The following is a 24,451-nucleotide window of genomic DNA, read 5'->3' as shown; positions in this document are numbered from 1 at the left end:
GACGTAAAGGGACGGAACTTTGTTACAAAGAAAATAAAAAAAATCGCCCCTACAAAACTTATCAGTTTGCAGGAGCGAAACCTTAACGCCCGGACAAAGTCTCTCCGGGCTCCACATATAAATCAGATTATGCCAACACCGGCACCAGATATTTAGTCAACAAGTAACCGCCACCTACCAACCATATGTAAAGTAAAAAAGCCAAAACAAACGGTTTGGCACCGGCTTGCTTGAATTTATCAATACTGGTATCAGTACCCAATGCCGTCATAGCCATTGTCAACATAAAAGTATCTATATATTCAATCGCCCCATTTAGAGGAATTTCTTTCACTGTCTCCGCACCTGTCAAATATTGCAAAAGAGAGTTCAGACAAATAATTCCAATAAAACCAAAAGCAAACCAAGGAATAGTAATCTTGCTTTTCACTGCCTTACCTTCAGCATCCACTCTCTTACGCCCTGCCAAGGCAAAACTCATTATAACCAATACAGGGGCCAGCATCATCACACGTATCATTTTTGTAATAGTCGCCGGTCCGGCAATGCCCAATGCATCCGTAGGGTCCATTGCATTACCCGCACCCGCCACGTGAGCAACTTCATGCAAAGTACTACCCGTATAAATAGCAACTCCCATATTACTTAAACCATCAAGTAGTCCGGCACGATACATAATTGGATATAGAAACATAGAAATCGTACCGAAAATAACAACAGTAGACACGGCAATAGCCGTTTTATGCCCTTCACACCTTACTACAGGTTCGGCACCCAACACTGCCGCCGCACCACAAATGGCACTGCCCGTAGAGGTCATCAATGCCGTATCCTTGTCTATCTTCAACAATTTGCCCAACCAGATACCCAGAAAAATTGTACCAGCCACTACAATGGTATCAACAACCACGGCAGGCAGACCGACTTCTGCCACCTGCGTCAGCGTCAGACGAAAGCCATACAGCACAATGCCTGCACGTAGTATTTGCTTAGTACAGAACTTTATACCCGGCACCCATGTCTCCGGCAAATGATTACGTAAGCTATTGGCGTATACCATACCCAAGATGATACCCACAATTAGCGGACTAAAAGAAAGACTTTTTACGAAAGGAATCTCAGCTATATAAAAAGCTGAAAAAGAAAATAAGGCAATCAGCAGAATGCCATGCAAAGTATTACCTCTGTTACCACGACTAAACATAAAGTTAAATTTAGTATTTATAATGTTTGTTTTTTAACTGGCGCAAAGGTACGTCATTCACATTTTCTATCCTATTTAAATCTCATTATACATGATAACAGAAAGTAATAGCCAAGCAAAAATCACCCCACTATTCACTACAAAGCACTTCACATTTTAAAATTAATGTGCACAGATAACACTTGCAAAATTACAGTTTACTTCCATTATGCATTGCAAACTGCATGAAAACTTGCGCCAATCCTCCTTCTTGCCCTTGCTGCTGCACAAAGCTGAAATCACGGAGCATAGGCATGTCTTTCACTTCAACCACACGGAAAATACCAGAAGCCAATTCACGACTGATGGAACGTATAGAGACAATCCCCATACAATTTGCATTTTCAAGGAAAAGCTTAATGCTTTCCGTACTGCCAAGGTACATCAACACCTGGAGTGAAGAAAGCTTAATGCCACATTGACTCAAACCTCGCTCTATCAAATCAAGCGTACCGGAGCCACGTTCACGAAGTACTAAAGGAATACTCAGCATATCCTTGGAAGTAATCTCTTCCGGTAATGACAACTTGCTTTTAGTGTGCACCACAGCCACAAGTTCATCATCCAAGAAATGAGAATATTTCAGATTTGGCAAACGAAAAACGCCCTCTACCAGCCCCAAGTCTATGCGATGCTCCTGTAAAGCAGCTTCTATCTCACGTGAATTACCATTCATCAGCGAAAGGTTTACTTGCGGGAATTTCTTAATGAAGCTGGCAAGCAACGGAGGCAAAACATATTGGGCAATTGTAGTACTGGCCCCCAAACGCAGTTCTCCCGTATATTCATTATGCAGCAGATGCATTTCATATTCCAGTCGCTTGTAATCTTCCAAGATACGGCCACAATGCTCCAGCAGCAACTTACCAGCTTCCGTCAAGCTGATTTTACTACCTTGCCTATCAAACAGACGCGCCTGATAGGTACTCTCCAACTCTTGTATATGCTTTGTTATGGCAGGCTGACTGACAAACAACTCTTGCGAAGCTTTCGTGAAACTCAGATTCTTCGCCACAGATTGAAATACTTTTAATCGAAAATCAGACACGGAGTTAGTGATTAAGGATTAATAATAGGTGATTAATAACAGGACTATTCCAATTCTTCGGCTTTAATGCCTAACGCACGCATCATGGAATAACCTAGCAAATCCCATTTACAACCAAGAGGACGAGCAGGTTCATCCATATTGAAAAGAAAAATTTCTTTCGATTTTTCCGGATCAGCTTCCCTTAGATGCTCCTCAAGAACCTCCATAAGTTTAACACCGTAATCATCTATAAACGGAACCAGCATAAGACGCTTCACATCAGCAGAATCAAGTGCTATATTCAGCAGATCAAGATAGAGGTTCGCCCGGGAAACAAGTCCCTCAGAAGAAACAGAAATGAATGAAAACTCACCTAACTGATTCGTAAATCCCACCCCATTTAAGTCTTTATTTAAATCTGCGGGATCACAATGAAGCAATTTATCAGTCTGCCCATCATGTACAAAAAGCACTCCGATATTGTTTTCTTTATCACGAACACCAGAATCAAGTGCCAGATAAGAAGCCCATTCTTCCACATAGATATTTTGCAAGGGACGTCCCAACTGCAATTCAAAGTATTTCTTTAAGTCCTTAACCACATCATTGAAATATGCTACATCCACCAGTACCACATTCTCTGCGAGTTCTACATTTTCTGCCATAATCTGCTCTATTCTATTTTTAAGGGATAAAGATACGATAATCCTTTTAACCCAGCATGAAAACTATTCAAAAATTTCCCGATATAAACCAAATAAAAAGTTGAGATTTACTCTTTTATATTTACATATGACTTGAGACGTTATTTGAGGTACCCTCAGTCGTTATGCAAGGGTATCTCAGTCGTTAAGTGAGGGTACCTCAGCCGTTATGTGAGGGTACCTCAGCCGTTATGTTAGACTCCTTCTTTTTAAACACCTAATATACAACATATTACAAATCAACATCTTTAACTTTTTTCCAAAAATCGGAATCTTCGAACAGAAAGGAATAGTAATTTATCTTTAAATTCATAACCAACTATGCACTTTTGAAGTAACCTTGCCGCTATCTCATCTTAGTTTCGGCAGAAGTTATATAAATCCCGCAATGCCACACAGTCATTTTGTCATTATTATTCATTTACTAACTGCAATTTTGTCATAAATAGGCTATTGGCAAATCTTTTGCGCCCCCTTAGGTGTTATTGAAAATGAAAAATAGAAAGGAGATATAAGATATGAACTTTAACAATTTTACCATTAAATCGCAAGAGGCTGTGCAAGAAGCACTGAACCTGGCCAAAAGCCGTGGACAGCAAGCTATCGAACCAGTTCATGTAATGCAAGGAGTAATGAAGGTAGGCGAAAACGTCACTAACTTCATCTTTCAGAAGCTGGGCATGAATGGTCAACAGGTTGCACTTGTACTTGACAAACAAACTGACTCTTTGCCCAAAGTTTCGGGTGGAGAACCTTACTTGAGTCGCGAGACAAATGAGGTATTCCAGAAAGCGACCCAATATTCCAAAGAAATGGGTGACGAGTTTGTTTCACTGGAGCATCTGCTGCTGGCATTGCTCACTGTAAAAAGTACCGTTTCTACCATCCTGAAAGATGCAGGAATGACAGAACGTGAACTTCGTAATGCCATCACCGAGTTGCGTAAAGGAGAAAAAGTGACTTCACAATCCAGTGAAGACACCTATCAGTCACTTGAAAAGTATGCTATCAACCTGAACGAAGCCGCCCGAAGCGGTAAGCTCGACCCTGTTATCGGTCGTGACGAAGAAATCCGGCGTGTATTGCAGATTCTGAGCCGTCGTACCAAAAACAACCCTATATTAATAGGTGAACCGGGTACCGGTAAGACTGCCATTGTAGAAGGTCTTGCCCACCGTATTCTGCGCGGTGATGTACCTGAAAACCTGAAGAATAAACAAGTATATTCACTGGATATGGGAGCATTGGTTGCCGGTGCTAAATATAAAGGTGAGTTCGAGGAACGCTTGAAAGCTGTTATTAATGAGGTGAAAAAATCAGAAGGAGACATAATTCTCTTTATTGATGAAATCCACACTTTGGTTGGTGCCGGAAAAGGTGAAGGCGCTATGGATGCCGCCAACATCCTGAAACCTGCACTGGCTCGCGGCGAACTGAGAAGTATCGGTGCAACTACCCTCGACGAGTATCAGAAGTACTTTGAAAAGGACAAAGCATTGGAACGCCGCTTTCAGATAGTGTATGTCAATGAACCGGATACGCTGAGTACCATCTCCATCCTGCGTGGTCTGAAGGAGCGTTATGAAAATCACCACCATGTACGGATTAAAGACGATGCCATCATTGCTGCTGTGGAGTTGAGTAATCGTTATATCACAGACCGATTCTTACCGGATAAGGCTATCGACCTGATGGACGAAGCCGCTGCTAAATTACGTATGGAAGTAGATTCCGTACCGGAAGAGTTAGATGAAATTTCCCGCAAGATCAAACAGCTGGAGATTGAGCGCGAAGCTATTAAACGTGAAAACGATAAACCGAAACTGGAACAAATCGGCAAGGAACTTGCCGAACTGAAAGAACAAGAGAAATCGCACAAAGCGAAATGGCAAAGTGAAAAGACATTGGTCAACAAGATACAACAGAATAAGGTTGAAATCGAAAACCTTAAATTTGAAGCTGATAAGGCGGAACGTGAAGGTGACTACGGCAAAGTAGCCGAAATCCGTTACGGTAAGCTACAAGCTTTGAACAAGGAAATCGAAGATACTCAAAAAGAACTTCACATGATGCAAGGCGATAAAGCTATGATTAAGGAAGAAGTAGATGCTGAGGATATTGCAGATGTTGTATCCCGCTGGACAGGTATTCCGGTCAGCAAGATGTTGCAAAGTGAAAAAGACAAATTGTTGCATCTGGAAGATGAGCTCCACCAGCGTGTGATTGGCCAGGACGAAGCTATCGAAGCTGTCGCTGATGCTGTACGCCGCAGCCGTGCCGGTCTGCAAGATCCAAAACGCCCGATTGGTTCGTTTATCTTCCTCGGTACTACCGGTGTTGGTAAGACGGAACTTGCCAAGGCTCTTGCCGAGTTCCTCTTCGATGACGAGTCTATGATGACACGTATCGATATGAGTGAATATCAGGAAAAGCATAGCGTATCTCGTCTAGTCGGAGCGCCTCCGGGATATGTAGGTTACGATGAAGGTGGCCAGTTGACCGAAGCTATCCGACGTAAGCCCTATTCAGTCGTACTGTTCGACGAAATAGAGAAAGCACATCCGGATGTATTCAATATCTTACTTCAGGTATTGGACGACGGACGTCTGACGGATAACAAAGGACGTGTGGTAAATTTCAAGAATACCATCATTATCATGACATCTAACATGGGTAGTGCTTATATCCAAAGTCAGATGGAAAAACTGAATGGTGCCAACAAAGAGCAGGTAATTGAGGAAACGAAGAAGGAAGTGATGAATATGTTGAAGAAAACTATCCGCCCGGAATTCCTGAACCGTATCGACGAAACAATCATGTTCCTGCCATTGACCGAAAGCGAAATCAAGCAGATTGTGGTACTTCAGATAAAAGGTGTACAAAAGATGCTTGCCCAAAATGGCGTGGAATTGATATTGACGGAAGGAGCTATAGAATTCCTGACAAAAGTAGGATATGATCCGGAGTTTGGTGCTCGTCCTGTAAAACGGGCTATCCAACATTACTTGCTGAATGACTTGTCGAAGAAACTGTTATCTCAGGAAGTAGATCGTAGCAAACCGATTACAGTAGATGCCAGCGGTGAAGGGTTAGTATTTAAAAATTAAACCTAAAAAACGGAGATAAAAAAGGCTGTCTTGTTAGTTCTGAAGTACATTTCATCCAGAAACAAGACAGCCTTTTTCTTATTTTATAGCGAGCTGCTTAACAACTGGTGTGGATAAGGGATGCGTCACAACCAACACATAATCTCCTGCACATGGCAAATCGAAAGAAATATTTTCTCCTTTCGCCTGCTTTACATCGATCACCTTTCCCCGGATATGGTATAAACAAAGCGTAGCGTTAGGCAACACTCCGCCCACATATATCTTACCAGCAGTTTTATCTACCTGTACTGTTACGCTCTTATGTTCTTCCATCTTATCATTGCCAACCTCAAGTTCCCCCTCAAGGCAGTAAATTCATAATAAAAAAGCGTGGGAACTGTTGTTATTATTGTACCTGGGGCTCTGGACTGCCACTATTCAAATAATATACAACAACCCACGCTCCGAACTATATATACATGTGCATATACAACAGAGCATGAACGTTTGTTGTCTATTATCCTTGAATAGCGTGAAATTGTCCAGATTTCAAGTACAAGATAATATAAAACGCTTTTATCTATAATTATCCTTCAATTATTGTAAAGGGAGGCCACTACCTACCCTGCATTTCAGGATGGCAACAAAGGTAGAAAAAAAGTAGTCAAAATTAAAGCTACAGCATAAAAAAAAGCGAATTATCCGAGAAGTCCCGCATAATCCGCTTTTCTATGAAAAGAATAGCTTGTTTTTAAATTTATTCTTCTGTTTTTTCTTCAGTAGCTTCAACTTCTGCAGCCTCTTCGAAATCAGTCATTCCGCAAGTAACTAACAGGTTGTACCAGGAAATAAGTTTTTTGATATCCGTCACATATACACGGTCGCGATCGAAAGTAGGCAGAACCTCTCCCAAATAAGTACGAAGGTCATCAGCAGTGGCTTTTTTCAGATCCATCACTACAGCTGCACCGTTTTCTTTCTTTTTCATGGCTAGTAATACATCTTTCAAAGGCACATCGTCCGTATCCGTATACATGGCAATATCGCCCAAAGATATTATTTTCTCGTTACCATAAGCAGGGAAACGTTTCTTGTCTGTAAGTGATTCTACAATCAACATATTTCTACCTTGTGAAATGAGCTTATACAATCCCGGTTTACCGGAGATAGACAAAATAGTCTTCAACATAGTATATTCTATTTTTTATTAGTAATATTTTATTTTTTCGGTGGGCAAAGGTAAGCAATATTTTTAGATAGAGAAGTTATTAGTGCTAAAACCTGCGGAATTAACGGAGTTTCACCGTCGTTTACAATTACAAAATCAGCCTGGATACGCTTATCTTCATCACTCATCTGGCTACGAACACGACGTTCCACTAATTCCCGCGGAGCAGTATCACGCTGCATGGCACGGGCTATACGAATCTCCTCGGGTGCATATACCATAATTACGGCATCTACTTCACCTGCAAATCCGGCTTCAATCAGAATTGCAGACTCCATTCCTACTATCGGATACGCATCGTATCGCTTTACCCATTGATGAAAATCATCCCGCACCCGTGGATGAATAATACCATTTACAGTACGGATATGTTCGGGGTTACCAAATATATAGGAAGCAAGCAAGGGTTTATTCAACTCTCCACTGGCATAAATATCTTCTCCCAGTAAAGCTATCAGTTCCCGGCGAATCAAAGAGTCCGAAACAGTCAGGCGCTTGGATTCAATATCCGAGATATAAACAGGGACACCCATCACTTCCAGTAGTCGGGAAACTACACTTTTTCCACTACCGATTCCACCAGTTATACCTATCTTAATTGCCATAATCAGGAGATACTTGCTCAATTAGGAAATCTACCTGCTCCGGACTGATACGTATTTGGTTTACGCCTTTCGGCACTGATCTTAATTTCACCGTATACTTATCCGAACCTAACTTCAGAAGTTCCTCATAAGAAACATTGATATGAAAATCACTTGCTGTTATTTGGCGGAAATGACTCAAACCAACCTGGAAAGTAACATTCACTTTTGATGGAAATGCACGCAATACTTTACCTGCAGGAAAGTTAACACCCCTCAAAGGAACTTCCACAGTCTTCTCCGTATAAATATCCACAGGAAAAATCATCTCCACAGAAGCTGGCACAAACTTAACCCCCTTCTGAGCAAGCAAAGGAATTTGTCTCTTCAGCGTATCAGAGACATCTTCAAATTTCACCGTCTTTGTATAGGCAATGGTTATCGTATCCAGTACGCCGGCAGGTGCGTAGGCTAATACAGAATCAGGTGTACAAATTGTATCGGAAATATAATACTGGCGTCCGGCACTCACTGTTCCCTGTAACTTTACCGGAACTAATTTGGAGTCTCCGGTAGAATAGATATACTCTAACGTATCGGGTTTCACGGAAAGCAATTTTGTAGATACGTTCAACTGGTTGAGCAATCTTTTCTCAAACTGCGAAGAATAAATACGTACATGGTTATCCTTTCCTTTATAATCAGAAAAATCCAGAGTAATAGGGAAAAAGCTCTTCCCAAGCATATAGTTAAGTAACACCGTACCTTTATCTTTCACCCGAATATGCAGTTCGGAAGGAGGTTCAGAAGTTATAACAATATTATTAGGAACTCCTTTCAGACGTACCGGAATGGAGAATTCCGTTTCATAATCATTATTCAATGTCTGAAGCAGCCAGAAACCACTGGCAATGAAGAAGAAGAATAAAAAAATTAAGAACTCTCTGCTCTTATCACTGAGCAGAAAGTCCTTAATTTTTCTCGCTGTTTTTAAATATATGCGTTTTATGTTCCTACGATCAATCATAGGCTCACTATTCAAATTTATTTAGCAGCCTGATTACTGTTAGCATCTGCAGCTGCTGCAAATATAGAATTCTTATCAATTCTAATCTTAACATTAGAAGCGATTTCAAGTACTATATCATTATCATTAATCTCTTTGATAACACCATGAATACCGCCGGCAGTAATCACTTTTTGGTTTACCTGAAGCGATTTGCGGAAGTTTGCAATTTCTTTTTGCTTTTTGTTTTGTGGACGAATCATGAAAAAATACATGATAGCAAACATGGCAATCAGAAGAATCCACATCATGCTACCACCACCAGGGGCTGCGGCAGGAGCTTGCAAGAATACGGTCATTAAATTCATAAATTATTCGTTTTTAGTTTTTAATACTCAACAAAGATATCAGTTTTTAGCCAACTTACCTTCTTTTTTTAATTGATTAACTATTCCGTCTAATGTACCATTTACGAAACTTCCGCTCTTTATCGTACTATAGACTTTAGCAATCTCTACATACTCATTTAACGAAACACTCACAGGAATGTTCGGAAAACTTAGAATTTCTGCTAATGCACATTGCATTATTATCACGTCCATAAAGGCTACACGATCCAAATCCCAATTACGAGTATTCTCACTGATCAGATGACGATAGTAGTCGCAGTTCAAGATAGCACGACGGAACAAACGACGAGCAAACTCCTGGTCCTCCTCATCTTTGAACTCAGGCAGCAAAGTCTGATTGGCACCATTCTTTTCCTCAAAACGTTTGATTGTCTTCAGAACAAAAGTATCTACGATTTCTTTGTCATCGTTCCAGTAAAGGCTCTGGTCTTCCAACAAAGTATCCAATGCTTCGTTATTAAAAATAAATGCTTTATAGAGCTTTCTCCATAATTCACGGTCTGTTTCATAAGACTTATCAGGCGAAGCCATATACTCCTTATATATATCAGAAGATATAATCTTCTCATACAAACCCTTGATAAAATCTTCGTCATTTGTCCACGACCGTTTTTGGTTGGCAGCAAAGTCAAGCAACTGCTTATTCACTTCCAATTGAGAAACGAACTTGTTTTCTACGAATTTCATGTTGGGATACAACTCCTCTGCGGTCGGAGCTAACTTGGCTTTTGCCGCATCAATGCGTTTTTGTGCGTAAGTCGTCAGAGCCACCATCAGCATCAGCAAATAATTATAAAGGTCATACGCTTTCGAAAGACTAAAGAATAATTCTTTCTCCGCTGAGTCTAAATTTTTACTGCCATTCTGATAATAAGCATATACAATCTGTATAATCTTAAGACGAATAAGAACTCTGTTAATCATAAATCTATTAATCAATACTGTTGTTAACGAGTTGCAAAAGTAGACATTTTTAATGAGTTTACGCAAATAAATCACATTTTTTAATGCAGATATTCATTATCCGGGCTTTTTCTTTTGACAGTTTAAAAAAAATCGTCATTTTTGAAGCCAATTACAACAAGAAACCTAAAATATGGAAGACTTAAAGAAAAAAGGAGCGGACATGAACGATAAGGAGATTGTATTCTCCAAATCCATTAAAGCAGGTAAACGAATCTACTATCTGGATGTAAAAAAGAACAGAAAAGATGAAATGTTTCTTGCAATCACTGAAAGCAAGAAAGTGGTGACCGGTGAAGGCGAAGATGCACAGGTAAGTTTTGAGAAACATAAGATTTTCTTATATAGGGAAGATTTTGAAAAGTTCATGAACGGTCTGAATGAAGCTATTAATTTCATTAACCAGAAAGAAATGCCGGAAGTTATAGGCGATATGAATGCAAAAGCAGATGCAGAGCATGTTATAGATGCAGATGCCGATGCAAATATAGAAGCAACACTGGAGACTATAGCTGAAATGAATGAAAAAGGTATGGAATTGGACGGAGAAATCAAGATTGATATAGATTTTGAAGAGCCAACTCTTTGATAATTCAAAAAGAAGCTGTACTTTTGCACCGCTTTTTTGCAACATTGTGTGGTAACCCCACATCGTGCGATGGTGAATTAAGCAACAAAACAACTTAATTTAGAGTAACACAAAAAATTAAAGAAATGAAATCAATTGAAGTAAAAGGTACTGCAAGAACTATTGCAGAACGTTCTTCGGAACAAGCAAGAGCTTTGAAAGCTATTCGTAAAGACAACGGTGTACCATGCGTACTCTACGGAGGAGGTGAAAACATTCACTTCACTGTACCTGCTGATGGTCTGCGCAACTTGGTTTACACTCCGCACATCTACGTAGTTGACCTCGTAATCGATGGCAAGAAAGTAAACGCTATCATGAAGGATATTCAATTCCACCCGGTAAAAGATACTATCCTGCACGTTGACTTCTATCAGATTGACGAATCTAAACCCATCGTAATGGAAGTTCCGGTACAGATGGAAGGTTTGGCAGAAGGTGTTAAGGCCGGTGGTAAACTGGTATTGCAGATGCGTAAGCTGAAAGTGAAAGCTTTATATAACGTTATTCCTGAGAAACTGACTATAAATGTTGCTCACTTGGGTCTGGGTAAGACTGTTAAAGTCGGTGAGTTAAACTTCGAAGGTTTGGAATTGATGAACGCAAAAGAAGCTGTTGTATGCGCTGTTAAGCTGACTCGTGCTGCAAGAGGTGCCGCTGCTGCTGCAGGCAACTAATTAGTTCTTTCGTAAGAAGACATATTCCGGAACGCGGGTTAACGCAGAAGACGCAGATTACATTAATCCGCGAACGCTGCGATAATCCGCGTTCCTCGTTTACTATTATTCTCATAGCATAACTATTTATAGCTTATAGTTTTCTAAAAACATTATTCAGAAACATGAAATATTTAATTGTTGGATTAGGGAATATAGGTCCTGAATATCACGAAACCCGCCATAACATAGGTTTTATGGTAGTAGATGCATTGGCAAAAGAAGCAGGTGCAACTTTCAACGACGGACGTTACGGCTTTACCACTACCCTATCCGTCAAAGGACGCCAACTGTTATTACTAAAACCTTCTACATTCATGAACCTCAGCGGAAATGCCGTGCGTTACTGGATGCAGAAAGAAAACATTCCATTGGAAAATGTGTTAATAATAGTAGATGACCTTGCCCTACCTTTCGGAACTTTGCGCCTAAAAGGAAAAGGCAGCGATGCCGGACACAACGGTTTAAAACATATTGCTGCTATTCTGGGTACACAGAATTATGCCCGACTTCGTTTCGGTATCGGTAACGAATTTCCACGAGGCTGCCAAGTGGACTACGTGCTGGGACATTTTACCGAAGAAGATCAGAAAACGATGGATGAACGTCTGAAAACAGCAGGAGAGATCATCAAGAGTTTCTGCCTAGCAGGAATTGATATTACAATGAATCAATTTAACAAAAAGTAGTTAACAGATAATAGCTACTTCCTCCTAAAATAATTATGAGTGAAGCAAGAATAGATAAATGGATGTGGGCCGTGCGCATTTTCAAAACACGCACCATCGCTGCCGAGGCATGTAAGAAAGGTCGCATCAACATCAATGGAGCATTGGCAAAGGCTGCTCGTACAGTGAAACCAGGCGATGTTATACAAGTGCGTAAACCACCTGTTACCTACTCTTTCAAAGTACTGCAAGCCATTGAGAAACGTGTCGGGGCAAAGCTCGTTGCAGAGATGATGGAGAATGTAACGACTCCCGACCAGTATGAATTATTGGAAATGAGTCGTGTCAGCGGCTTCATAGACCGTGCTAAAGGTGCCGGCCGCCCTACAAAGAAAGATCGACGGAGTCTGGAGGAGTTCACTACTCCCGAATTTATGGATGATTTTGACTTTGATTTTGATTTTGAAGAAGAGTAAAAGAGAACACATTATATATTATGAGCGAAAAGAAGATAAAATGGGGATTCATTGGTTGCGGGGAAGTAACCAAACATAAAAGTGGTCCCGCCTTCCAGAAAGTAGAAGGTTCAGAAGTGATTGCTGTCATGAGCCGCGATGGCGCCAAAGCCAAAGCTTATGCTCAGGAAAGAGGTATTCCAAAGTGGTATAATGATGCTCAGGAACTGATTGATGACGAAGATGTGAATGCCATCTATATCGCCACTCCACCTTCTTCGCACGCCACCTATGCCATCATGGCAATGAAAGCAGGTAAACCTGTTTATATAGAAAAGCCTATGGCGGTAACATACGAGGAATGCTGCCGTATCAACCGTATCTCAAACGAAACAGGAGTTCCTTGTTTTGTGGCTTATTATCGCCGTTATCTTCCCTATTTTCTGAAAGTAAAGGAATTAGTAGAAAATGGAACGATTGGTAATATTATCAATATACAAATCCGCTTTGCCCAACCTCCCCGGGACTTGGATTATAACAAAGAAAATCTTCCGTGGCGAGTACAACCGGACATTGCCGGAGGAGGCTATTTTTATGATTTAGCTCCACACCAGATTGATTTATTACAAGATATGTTCGGCTGCATCCTGGAGGCTAATGGATACAAAAGTAATCGTGGCGGACTCTATCCGGCCGAAGATACTTTAAGTGCATGTTTCCAGTTCGACAGTGGGTTAGTAGGTAGTGGTTCCTGGTGTTTTGTAGCACACGACTCTGCACGTGAAGACCGCATTGAAGTTATCGGAGATAAGGGAATGATTTGTTTCTCCGTATTTACTTACGATCCCATCGCCCTGCATACGGAAAAAGGAAGAGAAGAAATTCCGGTTGCAAACCCTGAGCATGTACAACAACCACTTATTCAAGCCGTTGTAGATCATCTTTTAGGTAAATCCATTTGTACCTGCGACGGAGCAAGCGCAACGCTCACAAACTGGGTAATGGACAAGATACTTAATAAACTTTGATACTAATATTAAGTATTGGGTATGGTGTGCTGAGAATCATATAATAAAGAATCACAAGCCACTACCCAATACTTAATATCCAAGACCTATCACAGTTCTTTCTTCACTGCCTCAATCAACTCATTATATTCAGCATCCGTCAAGTATACCTTTCCCGGATTCATCTGAAATGTACCACCATAATCAGGACCATCTACATACTTCGGTGCAAGATGGAAATGCAAGTGTGATAATTTATCGGAATATGCACCGTAATTGATCTTTTCAGGATTAAAAGCTTTCTGCATAGCACGGGTTACGCGAGTAACATCTTCCATAAAAGCATTACGGTCTTCATCACTCAATTCATTCAAATCATTGACATGGTCTTTATAAGATACAAGACAACGTCCTCTGTAGGTTTGCTCTTTAAACAAAAATACGCGGGATACACTCAATTCAGCAAACTCAATCATCAGATTGTGCAGAGTCTCATTATTCTGACAATACAAACATTCTTTCGGATCACTTTTCATGATATTCTTGATTTATTATTTATGTTTACGGAGCAAAGATAAACTTTCTATCCTTATTCCATGTCGACATTTTCATTCTTTTGTCCCACTAATTTATACACATCCGCATTTTCCCCTACTAGCCAGACCACGTCATCCTCCATAAACGGTTCATGCGGGTCGGGCGCGTGCAAAGTTTCCTCTCCTCTCTCCACGCCTACAATAAGACAATGATACTGCTCACGAATACCGGATTCACGCAGCGTCTTACCTAAAAATACGGAGTGGGCATCTACACGGAACTGACGCAAAATCATCTCACTCTTTTCAACTACATCTGTTTCTAAGATTGCTGCTTTCTCCATCTCCGAACTAAACCGGTTCAGTTCTTCATCCGTACCTATAACCTGTATTTTATCTTCCGGGAAAAGACGCACGGAAGCTCCCGGTATATTAATTCTCTTCCTTCCACGGAGAATAGAGGCTACATGTATACCATATTTCTTTCCGAAATTGAGTTCTGCAAGTGTTTTCCCTGCCCATGCCGACTCCCCAGGTACTTCAAAATCCGTCAGGTGCAGATCGCGGGATAACAGACGTCCGGCATACTCCGGCTTTTTCTCACCCATATATTCAGCACGCATATCACGATAACGAAGATTCTGAAAAAACTTCCGTTCTATCATGATAGACTGCTTCTTCAGTTGGCGGGATAATATCATCATTATAACCAGTAAAACCGCTACCCCCAGCAACAGGCCGACAGAAACTTTAAACAAACCGGATATCACAAACATTACAAATGAAACAGCTATCAATATACGGATAACAATAGTTGCCACCAGCGGTGCACGATTCCCCCGGCTATCATTCCATAAAGTAACGAACTCAGCAGAATGATTCTTTTTAATCATAATAGCCCGCAAGAAAGGTGAGATAAACAAAATGATCACCACTGCTACAAGCAATCTTCCCCAGATACCGGGTATATGTTCCAGAAACAACGGAACAAGAAAGCGGAAAGCCAAAGCAACTACTGCAATGCTGACTATGGAATAAACAATCGTAATTCGCGTCAAAGCCAGAATAAGTTTCTTCCATAAACTCTCATGATTCATGGTCTGAGAACCGGAAGAATAATGCAACAAAAAGTTTTTCCATTTGGCTGGCAAATGCGTATCAACGAAATTAGAGGCCGGTTCGGCAAAACGAATCATATAAGGGGTGAGGAAAGTAGTAATAACCGAAACCGCTACTACAATGGGATATAGAAAATCACTCGTCACATGGAGAGATACACCCAAAGATGCTATAATAAAAGCAAACTCACCAATCTGAGTCAGACTGAAACCACACTGCATAGCCGTTTTCAAAGGTTGCCCTGCCAGCAGAACTCCCAATGTACCAAATAAGGATTGCCCCAAAATTACTGCCAAGGTGATCACAATAATCGGAAGCGCATACTCCACAATCATAGCAGGATCAACCATCATACCTACCGACACAAAGAATACAGCTCCAAAAAGATCCTTCACCGGCTTTACCAACCGTTCAATACTCTCCGCTTCTACCGTTTCGGCCAAAATAGAACCCATGATAAAGGCACCGAAAGCTGCGGAAAATCCTGTACGGGCAGCCATTACCACCATTCCGAAACAGAGGCCTAGCGAAACGATAAGCAATGTTTCTTCACTCATCAATTTGCGGCAACGTTTCAGTAATTCCGGTATCAGATAGATGCCTACCACAAACCAAAGTATCAGGAAGAAGAGAAGTTTTCCAATACTTTCCAGCATTTCCGATCCTTCGAAATTATGCCTCACTGCCATGGTAGACAGCATTACCATCAGTACAATGGCAAGAATATCTTCCAGTATCAGCACACTAAGTACTAACCCCGTGAATTGTTTCTTGCGCATCCCCAGATCATCAAATGCCTTATAAATAATAGTTGTAGAAGACATCGCAATCATACCACCCAGGAAGATGCTATCCATACGTTGCCAACCAAAGCCTGTACCTACAGTAATCCCCAAAAGGATCATACAAAATATAATGGTACAGGCAGCAATGATAGCTGCGCCGCCCACTTTCACAATTTTCTTGAAGCTAAACTCCAGTCCCAATGCAAATAAAAGAAAGATTACACCAATATCTGCCCAGGTCTGGATATTCGCCGTATCCATCACAGAAGGGGTATATGGCATATGAGGACTCGCCAGGAAACCTGCCACTACATACCCCAAAACCAATGGTTGTTTCAGTTTCTTGAACAATAGCGTCATGACTCCTGCACAAATCAGTATCAACGCTAAATCATTTATCAAAGTAGCTAAATGTGACATATTATTTGTCCTTTCGTGTTTCTGCTGACAAAAGTAGCAATTTTTATAGCATAAATAATTGTTATGCCACAAACTTTTTTTCTTGCAACATTGTTGAATTAACAATCAATCATTCAAAACATATTATTATGGAAGAAAAGAAAGAAGTACGTGAAGAAAGAAATAAAGAGAAGTTGGCAAATGCTGATTGGGTCATGGCAGAATTTTATGCAACCTGGTGTCCGCATTGCAAACGAATGCAACCCATTGTAGAGGAATTTAAGAAATCAGTGAAAGGAATCCTTGAAGTGGTGCAAATTGATATCGACCAGGAAAGCGCGCTTGCTGATTTGTATACTATCGAAACAGTTCCTACATTTATATTAATAAGGAAAGGTGAACAACTTTGGAGACAATCAGGAGAAATGCCTCTCGAAAGGTTAGAGAAAACAGTGAAAGATCTTAAGCCCTAAAAATGATAGTGAGGGATATGTTCAAAATCCCATATCCCTCCTTCTAGTAATACTTATGGCCTGCTATCAGGCATTAAAGCGATTTCAATTTTATAAGCACCTGCAGATTCCGGCAACAGCACCTTTCCTTTGAAAGTTTTAAATCCAGCCCTCTTGACACTACAAGTATGCTCACCCGGAAATGTATGTAATGCATAAGATTCCGGTCCTAAATAAACAAAAGGTTCTCCATCTATTTCTACAACAGCATCCCTTAAAGCAATTCCACAAGGTGGTTTAATAGTACAGAGAGCGGTTTTCCCGATGGAATTGCAAGGTTCAAGCACCACTTTTGCCGGAGTATCCTTTCCTAAAACCACTTTCACCGTCTTTATTTTCAATCCACGAAGAATATACGTACCGGGAGATGCCCAAAAAGAACCGGACACGCCTGCGGTATATGCGACCAATGACATCGTTTCATCAATCAGTTCTACCTGCCCACCGGCATCCTCCTTATTTTCTTTCTCAAATATGATTTGCTGAAGTTTGGACGCATCACAAACAAGCAGATTCTCTTTATCCTTCTCTACAGTAAACACACCTCTGACCTGATAATGAGAATCAACTGAACGATATTCGTAAGTGCCCACCGGCAGCATGCCTGAAGCACGCATCCTCAACCTGTAACGGTTATCCCAGGAACCACCCGCATTCAATGGAATAAAATCCAGAAGAGGAATCCACATCTTCATATCCGGCGCCTTGCCTGTTACCCTGACCGGTGCACATTCAGAGTGAACGGTGTAATCAAAATAAACCGTTTTCGATTCTCCCTTTACATCAAATTTCTGAAAAGAAGTTTCTTTGTACATAGAATCTATCGTACAAGTATACTCACCATCAGGCAAATACACCTTAGAACCAGGTGCATAGGAACCTATTTTCAATCCATTTTGATTAAGCTGTATATTATACTTTATCCTTCTGGGAGCATTCTTCATTCCCAAAGTTATCCGAGTGAACGAAGGTAATATAACCTTTACCTCTACATTCTCTCTCACCTCAAAAGTATCAGCCATTGCGTACACAGAATCTCCACCAAAACACCAGTAAGAAGCTCCTTTAGGAACATAAATACTGGTTTTCCAAATACCGATTTTATTCTTGACAAGCGGTGAAGTATAAGTCAGCAAATGGCTAAGTTGCCCTGCAGAAGCGACAACCTGAGGCGAAACCCGGAACTCGACCTTTACATGTCTTGGAATATCAGGACAAGTCATTGATGCAGTTACAAGTTTAAACCCTTTAAAACTGATTTTTGTAGAAACATCCGTTTCATCCAAATTTATCAGGCCCTTACAATGGTAATGCCCATGAGAGATTATAAAACTCCCAGTTCCACTTACAGGTAAAGCAACTTCCGCTACTCCTTTTTTATCAGTAATAATATCAGTGGTTATATTAATCCCTTCACGTCTTCTTTCAACGTATCTAATATGAATTGATGCACTCACCAACGGATCTCCATCAATCCCCGTCAAATGAAAACTTTGGCATACTAGTTTTTCGTCGTTATCTCCAACCATAATGCGAATCTTAAAAGTGCTATATCCGTGTTTTATAAAAATATCCGGCCAAAGTTAAGGATATTTTTATTATCACAATTCGCCAACTCCCAAAAAAATTAATCTAATTGAAATTCTCCTTTATTCAAAGTAAGCTTTAAGCAACTCCCATCTAAGTTAAACGACTTTTTCTCACTATAGAAAGAATATATTCTCACCGTATTGAGAAGAAATACTCATCATATTGAGAAAAAGATCTCACCCCATTGAGAAAATATTCTCAATACAATGAGAATAGCTGAGAAAAAGCAGAGCTGTTACCACTTAATATAGTAGCAAGAATCTTACTCCCAATCATACTTCTCCACATACGTGTCATACACAGGTTCTTCCTTGATTCCATGATTAAGGAAAATCTGACGAATGTGTTCCTGCTGGGTAGGAGTAGCAAGGCGTTCCTGGTTTTTGATGCGATAATACATATTTCTGCCAAGGAAAAAATAAATCTCGCGTTTAATGACAAGAGCTTCGGCATGCGGAATCTTATCCAGCAGATGAGTGATACCTGAGGCATAGCGTTTCATACGATCAGGTATAAAAAAGGAACAGGGTTCAACTTCCTGAGAAGCTGTGAGGGCAGGATTCACAACACAAACAACGGTGAGCTGCAAGGGAATGTAGGAGGTTACCAAGTAACGCAGACATTTGGCGGCGCGTGGACATTTTGTGTTAAAGCAATGAGCGAAGGCATAAGGTACCTCGCTGTAGTCAAAATCGGGTTTCATATTCTATTATAATAAAAACATTATTCAAATAAAGCTATATGCATCTAAAACGCACATATCAAAAAGCACTGACAAAGATAGAACTTGTTTTTCAAACTCTACAGTTGATTACTCAAATAATCCGTCAAGCTATCTTCACGCTCCAAACCAAACTTCTTACGCAGGCGGTAGCGAATGGTCTCGACACCACGAACGGAGATATTCAGTAAAGGAGCTATTTCCTTTACAAAAAACAAATAAAAAAAGAGATACATTCTTTGTAGAACATATCTCTTTTCTTTTGAGCCTCTTGTCGGATTCGAACCAACGACCCCGAGATTACAAATCACGTGCTCTGGCCAACTGAGCTAAAGAGGCGGGTGGGCAAGCTTACTATATCGCGCCGCTACAACCAACTACCTTTGCTGCGATCAAGCCCTGGAGGATTCGAAGGGAGCTGGCCGTATAGGACTTACCCGTTTTTCTTGTTTGCGGGTGCAAAGGTAGGCATTTTTATGAAACATGCAATACTTTGCCCAAACTTTTTTCAACTTTAACAAGAATACACGGGCTACAAACAATATTATTTATACCTTTGCGCCATTATTCCTAATGAAAGATGACAGAAAACAAAGGTTACTTGCAACGATATGCCATGTTGTTCGGCACTTACTTGGGCGGTTTTTGGATTTTGAAATTCATACTGTTCCCTCTGGGTATCACCGTACCATTTCTCTTTTCCATTTTTATAGGACTAACTTTATGCGTGCCCTTTATGGCGTATTATTACGTGCGCATGTACCGGAACATGGTATGTGGCGGGACAATAAGTTTTCTTCATGCATGGATTTTCACCGTATTTATGTATATGTTTGCCGCATTGCTTACGGCCGTGGCACATTATATATATATCCGCTTTATTGACCAAGGGTTTATATTGAATTCCTATGAAACGATGTTGAACTCCTGGGAAACCATGCTGAATAATCCTACATATAAAGCTGTGCCCGGCATTGACGCATATATTGAACAATTAAGGGAAGGCTTAAGCCAGGCGCGTTCACTGACTCCGATAGAAATCACGATGCAAATGATGTCGATGAATGTTTTTGTGGGATCATTACTTGCCATTCCCACCGCTTTGTTTGTTATGAAGCGCCCACCGGCAGACTCTATCGGAGGAAGATAAAATAAGAGATAGTGTATATAGAAAACAGTTTAATCGTAATATAGAAAGATGGATATTTCAGTTGTCGTTCCTTTGTATAATGAAGAAGAATCACTTCAGGAACTGTACGCATGGATTGAACGGGTGATGAAAACCCACGGCTTTTCATACGAAGTAATTTTCGTGAATGACGGAAGTACCGACCGCTCCTGGCAAATTATCGAAAAGCTGAGTCGAGAATCAGATGCAGTACATGGCATTAAGTTCCGCCGTAATTATGGCAAGTCTCCGGCATTATATTGTGGCTTTGAAAAGGCACAAGGAGATGTTGTCATTACAATGGATGCAGATTTACAGGATAGCCCGGACGAAATACCCGAACTATACCGGATGATAACAGAGGATGATTACGACCTGGTATCCGGCTGGAAAAGGAAACGTTACGATCCGCTTTCAAAAACCATTCCTACAAAAATATTCAATGCAACGGCACGCAAAGTATCCGGTATCAAAAACTTGCACGACTTTAATTGCGGCTTGAAAGCCTACAAAAAAGATGTGGTGAAGAACATTGAAGTGTATGGCGAAATGCATCGTTATATCCCCTACCTTGCCAAGAATGCCGGTTTCAAAAAGATCGGAGAAAAGATTGTTCAACACCAGGCACGCAAATTCGGCAAGACGAAGTTCGGCGGTTTGAATCGTTTCTTTAATGGATACCTGGACCTGATCTCACTTTGGTTCCTGTCAGCCTTCGGAGTAAAACCGATGCACTTCTTCGGACTTCTCGGTTCACTTATGTTCATCTTCGGCTTTATTGCAGTAGTCATTGTAGGCGCTACAAAACTATACCACATACATAGCGGGATGCCTTACCGTTTGGTTACCGACTCCCCCTACTTCTACTTATCGCTGACCGCCATGATTATCGGAACACAATTGTTCCTTGCCGGCTTCCTTGGCGAACTGATTTCACGCAATGCCCCTGAACGAAATAAATATCAAATAGAAAAAACAATATAAGACTATGAGAAAATTAGTAAAACTGATATTGCTTTGTCTGATTGCTTATCCTATTATCAGTATCGTTTCTTCCTGTTCGGAAGAAGAAGACTGCTCAATGAATGCACGCCCGATGATGCAATGCTATCTTTATAAAATAGACGGAGAGACAGAAAGAGTTATGAATGATACTCTTGACTCGCTCACCATCACCGCATTCGGCACAGATTCTATCATCCTCAATAACCAGAAGAGAGTACACGGATTATCATTACCACTACGCTATACGGCAGACTCCACCGTACTGGTATTTCATTATAGCAAAGACGTTAAGATTAAAAAAGATACGATTGTCATCCGCCAGAAGAATACGCCTTATTTCCTTTCAATGGATTGCGGCTACCAGATGAAGCAAAGCATCACAGGCAGATCATATAGCCGTCATCTACTTGACTCCATATATATTCAAACAGCAGAAGTAAGCATTTATGGAACGGAAAATCTTAAGCTCTTTTATCGTAATTAATCTGGTGCTTTGTTTGTTGGCCGGATTTCCGGTACAAGCACAAAACAGCAACCGTCCTCCTGCCTCTAATCCGCCGAAAGAGCAAAAGAAAGAAGTGGATGAGGAAGCTTTCCCGCTATACAATGGCGTGAGTGTCAGTGTTGATTTATGGGGTATCGGAAGCAAAGCTTTCGGAAGTGATTTTATAAGTTCGGAAGTAGCGGTGGATGTTAACCTCAAAAACCGTTTCTTCCCGATAGTAGAACTTGGATATGGCGGCACCGATGCATGGAATGATAATGGTACCCACTACAAGAGCAATGCGCCATATTTCCGTATCGGAATGAATTACAACGCTCTTTTCAAAAAGAAATTCAAGAATTACCTGTTTGTGGGACTACGTTACGCCATGAGTAGTTTCAAGTATGATATAGCAACCCTATCGGTAGATGATCCTATCTATGGCGGAGGCATTGGTAATCCGAACCAGGTAGATGACATCTGGGGTGGAAGTTTACCTTTCAACCACAAAGGAATGAAAGGGTCCATGCAATGGTTTGAATTTTGTGTCGGCATTCGTGCACATATATGGAAAGAACTCTATATGGGCTGGGGATTGCGCTTCAAATTCCGCACAAGTTCATCTACAGGAGAGTATGGAGATCCTTGGTATGTACCCGGATTTGGCAAATATGGCTCCAACACAATGGGCGTGACTTATACAATCACTTATAAACTACCATTCTAAAACTATGACCGGATTAGAGATTTGGCTTCTTGCCGTGGGACTCGCGATGGATTGCTTCGCCGTCTCCATAGCCAGTGGCATTCTTCTGAAACGTACGCTATGGCGGCCTATGCTGACCATGGCTTTTTTCTTTGGATTATTCCAAGCTATCATGCCACTCCTCGGGTGGATAGGTGCCAGCACATTCAGCCATCTGATAGAGAGTCTGGATCATTGGATTGCTTTCGCCATTCTTGCTTTTCTGGGCGGACGCATGGTCAGAGAGTCTTTCAAGGACGAAGATTGCAAAAAAGAATACGACCCGAAAAGCTTAAAAGTAGTGCTCGCATTAGCCGTTGCAACCAGTATCGATGCATTGGCCATTGGAGTCTCATTTGCATTTCTGGGTATGCGTGATTTTTCAGAAATACTCCCTCCTATTTCTATCATTGGCTTTGTATCTTTCGCCATGTCTCTTATAGGATTACTATTCGGTATCCGCTTTGGATGTGGCATTGCACGAAAACTACGGGCAGAGCTCTGGGGAGGTATTATCCTGATTATCATCGGAACCAAAATATTAATAGAACACTTGTTTTTCAACTAAACTTCGCTTATGGAAAAGAAGGCACAGAGAAATTTCTTATGGATTGCCCTACTTGTACTGGGAACAATCTGGATACTTGCGCGTCACAACCGTACGCAACCTTATTATACAATAAACGGATTGATATTCGGCACGGTTTATAATATAACCTATCAGTATGATGGTGACTTGAAAGTTGAAATTGACGAAGAATTGAAGAGGTTTGACGGCTCTCTGTCCCCTTTCAATGATACGGCCACAATTACGCGAATCAACCGCAACGAGGATATTGTACCGGACACTTTTTTCACGAATGTATTCCATCGTAGTATGGAAATTTCCGAAGAAACGGATGGTGCATTCGACATTACGGTTGCCCCATTGGCCAATGCCTGGGGGTTTGGTTTCAAGAAAGGCGCATTTCCTGATTCGACCATGATAGATAGTCTGCTGGACATTACGGGATATACCAAAGTAGCCCTATCCAATGAGGGAAAGGTTGTGAAGCAGGATAAACGCATGATGCTATCATGTAGTGCCGTTGCTAAAGGGTATGCCGTAGATGTAATAGCACAATTTCTCGCAAAGAAAGGCATTAAGAATTTCATGGTAGAGATAGGTGGAGAAATCGTAGCTCAGGGAGAAAATCCAAAGAAAGATTTGTGGCGCATCGGTATCAACAAACCGGTAGATGATTCGCTTTCTATCAATCAGGAATTACAAACAGTACTGAGTGTAACAGGTGTGGGTATCGCTACTTCAGGCAATTACCGTAATTTCTATTATAAAGATGGAAAGAAATATGCACATACCATCGACCCAAGAACGGGATATCCGGTACAACACAACATCTTATCCGCCACGGTAATAGCCAAAGATTGCATGAGTGCTGATGCTTATGCTACCGCTTTCATGGTGATGGGATTGGAAGAAGCCGAACGTTTTGCCAATGCCCATCCAGATATTGATGCCTGCTTTATCTACACAGATGAAAATGGGAAACTTCAAACATACTATACGAAAGGGATGGAACGGTTTATATCAAAGAAATAAGAATTCTTGAGTTCAACTTATAAATGCAACTTTTTGGGTGCGGATAATAAGCAATA

At 40.9% G+C, this 24,451-nt stretch carries 26 protein-coding genes, 1 tRNA gene and 1 pseudogene; 13 read left to right on the top strand and 15 right to left on the bottom strand.

Translation table 11 applies throughout. The annotated features are described in order from the left end of the window. Positions 1-127: 127 nt before the first annotated feature. From DW182_RS19585 to DW182_RS19575, 3 genes are all read right to left on the bottom strand, one after another. The gene (locus tag DW182_RS19585) at positions 128-1,204 is read right to left on the bottom strand and encodes a YeiH family protein (RefSeq protein WP_118296547.1); all 1,077 of its coding nucleotides are present in this window, start codon (positions 1,202-1,204) and stop codon (positions 128-130) included. A 190-nt stretch (positions 1,205-1,394) separates the two neighbouring features. Further along, positions 1,395-2,291, bottom strand: a complete 897-nt coding sequence (locus DW182_RS19580; RefSeq protein ID WP_118296546.1) for a LysR substrate-binding domain-containing protein — start codon at positions 2,289-2,291, stop codon at positions 1,395-1,397. 44 nt (positions 2,292-2,335) lie between these two features. Further along, the gene (locus tag DW182_RS19575; protein ID WP_118296545.1) at positions 2,336-2,938 is read right to left on the bottom strand and encodes a DUF6621 family protein; all 603 of its coding nucleotides are present in this window, start codon (positions 2,936-2,938) and stop codon (positions 2,336-2,338) included. 557 nt (positions 2,939-3,495) lie between these two features. Here DW182_RS19575 and clpB point away from each other — a divergent pair. Next, a complete protein-coding gene (clpB, locus tag DW182_RS19570) occupies positions 3,496-6,084 on the top strand; it encodes an ATP-dependent chaperone ClpB (protein ID WP_118296544.1) in 2,589 nt (862 codons plus the stop codon). Between the two features lie 78 nt (positions 6,085-6,162). Here the strand turns inward: clpB and DW182_RS19565 are convergent, their stop codons facing one another. The 6 genes from DW182_RS19565 to nusB all read right to left on the bottom strand — a co-directional run bounded on the left by DW182_RS19565 (position 6,163) and on the right by nusB (position 10,218). Then, the gene (locus DW182_RS19565) at positions 6,163-6,399 is read right to left on the bottom strand and encodes a hypothetical protein (RefSeq protein ID WP_118296543.1); all 237 of its coding nucleotides are present in this window, start codon (positions 6,397-6,399) and stop codon (positions 6,163-6,165) included. A gap of 424 nt (positions 6,400-6,823) precedes the next feature. Further along, positions 6,824-7,255 (bottom strand): DUF5606 domain-containing protein, encoded by a 432-nt coding sequence (locus tag DW182_RS19560; protein ID WP_118296542.1) that lies wholly within the window; start codon positions 7,253-7,255, stop codon positions 6,824-6,826. 29 nt (positions 7,256-7,284) lie between these two features. Continuing rightward, complete coding sequence (gene coaE / locus DW182_RS19555; protein ID WP_118296541.1) at positions 7,285-7,899, bottom strand: dephospho-CoA kinase; 615 nt, start codon at positions 7,897-7,899, stop codon at positions 7,285-7,287. Further along, positions 7,889-8,905, bottom strand: coding sequence for a CdaR family protein (locus tag DW182_RS19550; RefSeq protein ID WP_118296540.1), 1,017 nt, complete (start codon positions 8,903-8,905; stop codon positions 7,889-7,891). Before DW182_RS19550 ends, coaE begins: the two co-directional genes overlap by 11 nt. A 17-nt stretch (positions 8,906-8,922) precedes the next feature. Beyond that, on the bottom strand, positions 8,923-9,252 hold the full coding sequence (yajC, locus tag DW182_RS19545) for a preprotein translocase subunit YajC (protein ID WP_007213184.1): 330 nt from the start codon (positions 9,250-9,252) through the stop codon (positions 8,923-8,925). Between the two features lie 39 nt (positions 9,253-9,291). Then, the gene (gene nusB / locus DW182_RS19540; RefSeq protein ID WP_118296539.1) at positions 9,292-10,218 is read right to left on the bottom strand and encodes a transcription antitermination factor NusB; all 927 of its coding nucleotides are present in this window, start codon (positions 10,216-10,218) and stop codon (positions 9,292-9,294) included. 172 nt (positions 10,219-10,390) lie between these two features. Between nusB and DW182_RS19535 the strand changes: the two genes are divergently transcribed. The 5 genes from DW182_RS19535 to DW182_RS19515 all read left to right on the top strand — a co-directional run bounded on the left by DW182_RS19535 (position 10,391) and on the right by DW182_RS19515 (position 13,752). Then, positions 10,391-10,846, top strand: a complete 456-nt coding sequence (locus DW182_RS19535; protein ID WP_118296538.1) for a PUR family DNA/RNA-binding protein — start codon at positions 10,391-10,393, stop codon at positions 10,844-10,846. A 125-nt stretch (positions 10,847-10,971) separates the two neighbouring features. Next, entirely contained in the window at positions 10,972-11,562 is a 591-nt protein-coding gene (locus DW182_RS19530) for a 50S ribosomal protein L25/general stress protein Ctc (protein ID WP_118296537.1), read from the top strand. Between the two features lie 164 nt (positions 11,563-11,726). Beyond that, positions 11,727-12,290 (top strand): aminoacyl-tRNA hydrolase, encoded by a 564-nt coding sequence (pth, locus tag DW182_RS19525; protein ID WP_118296536.1) that lies wholly within the window; start codon positions 11,727-11,729, stop codon positions 12,288-12,290. Between the two features lie 35 nt (positions 12,291-12,325). Further along, positions 12,326-12,745, top strand: coding sequence for an RNA-binding S4 domain-containing protein (locus DW182_RS19520; RefSeq protein WP_118296535.1), 420 nt, complete (start codon positions 12,326-12,328; stop codon positions 12,743-12,745). A 20-nt stretch (positions 12,746-12,765) separates the two neighbouring features. Next, positions 12,766-13,752, top strand: coding sequence for a Gfo/Idh/MocA family protein (locus DW182_RS19515; RefSeq protein ID WP_118296534.1), 987 nt, complete (start codon positions 12,766-12,768; stop codon positions 13,750-13,752). Positions 13,753-13,841: 89 nt separating this feature from the next. On the opposite strand, the gene DW182_RS19510 is transcribed toward DW182_RS19515, so the two are convergent. Beyond that, the gene (locus tag DW182_RS19510) at positions 13,842-14,267 is read right to left on the bottom strand and encodes an HIT family protein (protein WP_118296533.1); all 426 of its coding nucleotides are present in this window, start codon (positions 14,265-14,267) and stop codon (positions 13,842-13,844) included. A 53-nt stretch (positions 14,268-14,320) separates the two neighbouring features. Continuing rightward, positions 14,321-16,591, bottom strand: coding sequence for a cation:proton antiporter (locus tag DW182_RS19505; RefSeq protein ID WP_118296532.1), 2,271 nt, complete (start codon positions 16,589-16,591; stop codon positions 14,321-14,323). A gap of 128 nt (positions 16,592-16,719) precedes the next feature. Here DW182_RS19505 and DW182_RS19500 point away from each other — a divergent pair, with 128 nt between their 5' ends. After that, a complete protein-coding gene (locus tag DW182_RS19500) occupies positions 16,720-17,043 on the top strand; it encodes a thioredoxin family protein (RefSeq protein WP_118296531.1) in 324 nt (107 codons plus the stop codon). A gap of 53 nt (positions 17,044-17,096) precedes the next feature. Here the strand turns inward: DW182_RS19500 and DW182_RS19495 are convergent, their stop codons facing one another. The 4 genes and pseudogenes from DW182_RS19495 to DW182_RS19485 all read right to left on the bottom strand — a co-directional run bounded on the left by DW182_RS19495 (position 17,097) and on the right by DW182_RS19485 (position 19,732). Beyond that, entirely contained in the window at positions 17,097-18,611 is a 1,515-nt protein-coding gene (locus tag DW182_RS19495; protein WP_147400140.1) for a hypothetical protein, read from the bottom strand. A 323-nt stretch (positions 18,612-18,934) separates the two neighbouring features. Then, entirely contained in the window at positions 18,935-19,375 is a 441-nt protein-coding gene (locus DW182_RS19490) for a DUF6078 family protein (RefSeq protein ID WP_118296529.1), read from the bottom strand. 98 nt (positions 19,376-19,473) lie between these two features. Next, positions 19,474-19,599, bottom strand: a pseudogene (locus DW182_RS22195) (helix-turn-helix transcriptional regulator); the annotation flags it as partial. A gap of 59 nt (positions 19,600-19,658) precedes the next feature. Continuing rightward, positions 19,659-19,732, bottom strand: a tRNA-Thr gene (locus DW182_RS19485). A gap of 241 nt (positions 19,733-19,973) precedes the next feature. Here DW182_RS19485 and DW182_RS19480 point away from each other — a divergent pair. Genes DW182_RS19480 through DW182_RS19455 form a run of 6 tightly spaced genes read left to right on the top strand, consistent with a single transcriptional unit; the run spans position 19,974 to position 24,395 of the window. Continuing rightward, positions 19,974-20,543 carry a DUF4199 domain-containing protein gene (locus tag DW182_RS19480; protein ID WP_118296528.1) on the top strand — a complete coding sequence of 190 codons (570 nt, stop codon included), beginning with the start codon at positions 19,974-19,976 and terminating at the stop codon, positions 20,541-20,543. Between the two features lie 48 nt (positions 20,544-20,591). Next, positions 20,592-21,545, top strand: a complete 954-nt coding sequence (locus DW182_RS19475) for a glycosyltransferase family 2 protein (protein WP_118296527.1) — start codon at positions 20,592-20,594, stop codon at positions 21,543-21,545. 4 nt (positions 21,546-21,549) lie between these two features. Next, positions 21,550-22,050, top strand: coding sequence for a DUF6452 family protein (locus DW182_RS19470; RefSeq protein ID WP_115502955.1), 501 nt, complete (start codon positions 21,550-21,552; stop codon positions 22,048-22,050). Continuing rightward, positions 22,013-22,777: a DUF6048 family protein gene (locus DW182_RS19465; protein ID WP_118296526.1), complete on the top strand. Its 765-nt coding sequence runs from the start codon at positions 22,013-22,015 to the stop codon at positions 22,775-22,777. The genes DW182_RS19470 and DW182_RS19465 overlap by 38 nt, the downstream gene beginning before the upstream one ends. A 4-nt stretch (positions 22,778-22,781) precedes the next feature. Continuing rightward, on the top strand, positions 22,782-23,363 hold the full coding sequence (locus DW182_RS19460) for a manganese efflux pump MntP family protein (protein WP_117691495.1): 582 nt from the start codon (positions 22,782-22,784) through the stop codon (positions 23,361-23,363). A 9-nt stretch (positions 23,364-23,372) separates the two neighbouring features. Then, complete coding sequence (locus DW182_RS19455) at positions 23,373-24,395, top strand: FAD:protein FMN transferase (protein ID WP_118296525.1); 1,023 nt, start codon at positions 23,373-23,375, stop codon at positions 24,393-24,395. Positions 24,396-24,451 lie beyond the last annotated feature (56 nt).

Origin of the sequence: Bacteroides sp. AM16-24, from assembly GCF_003471885.1 — a bacterium.
GTDB lineage: Bacteria > Bacteroidota > Bacteroidia > Bacteroidales > Bacteroidaceae > Bacteroides.
This window is presented reverse-complemented; position numbering and strand designations above follow the sequence as displayed.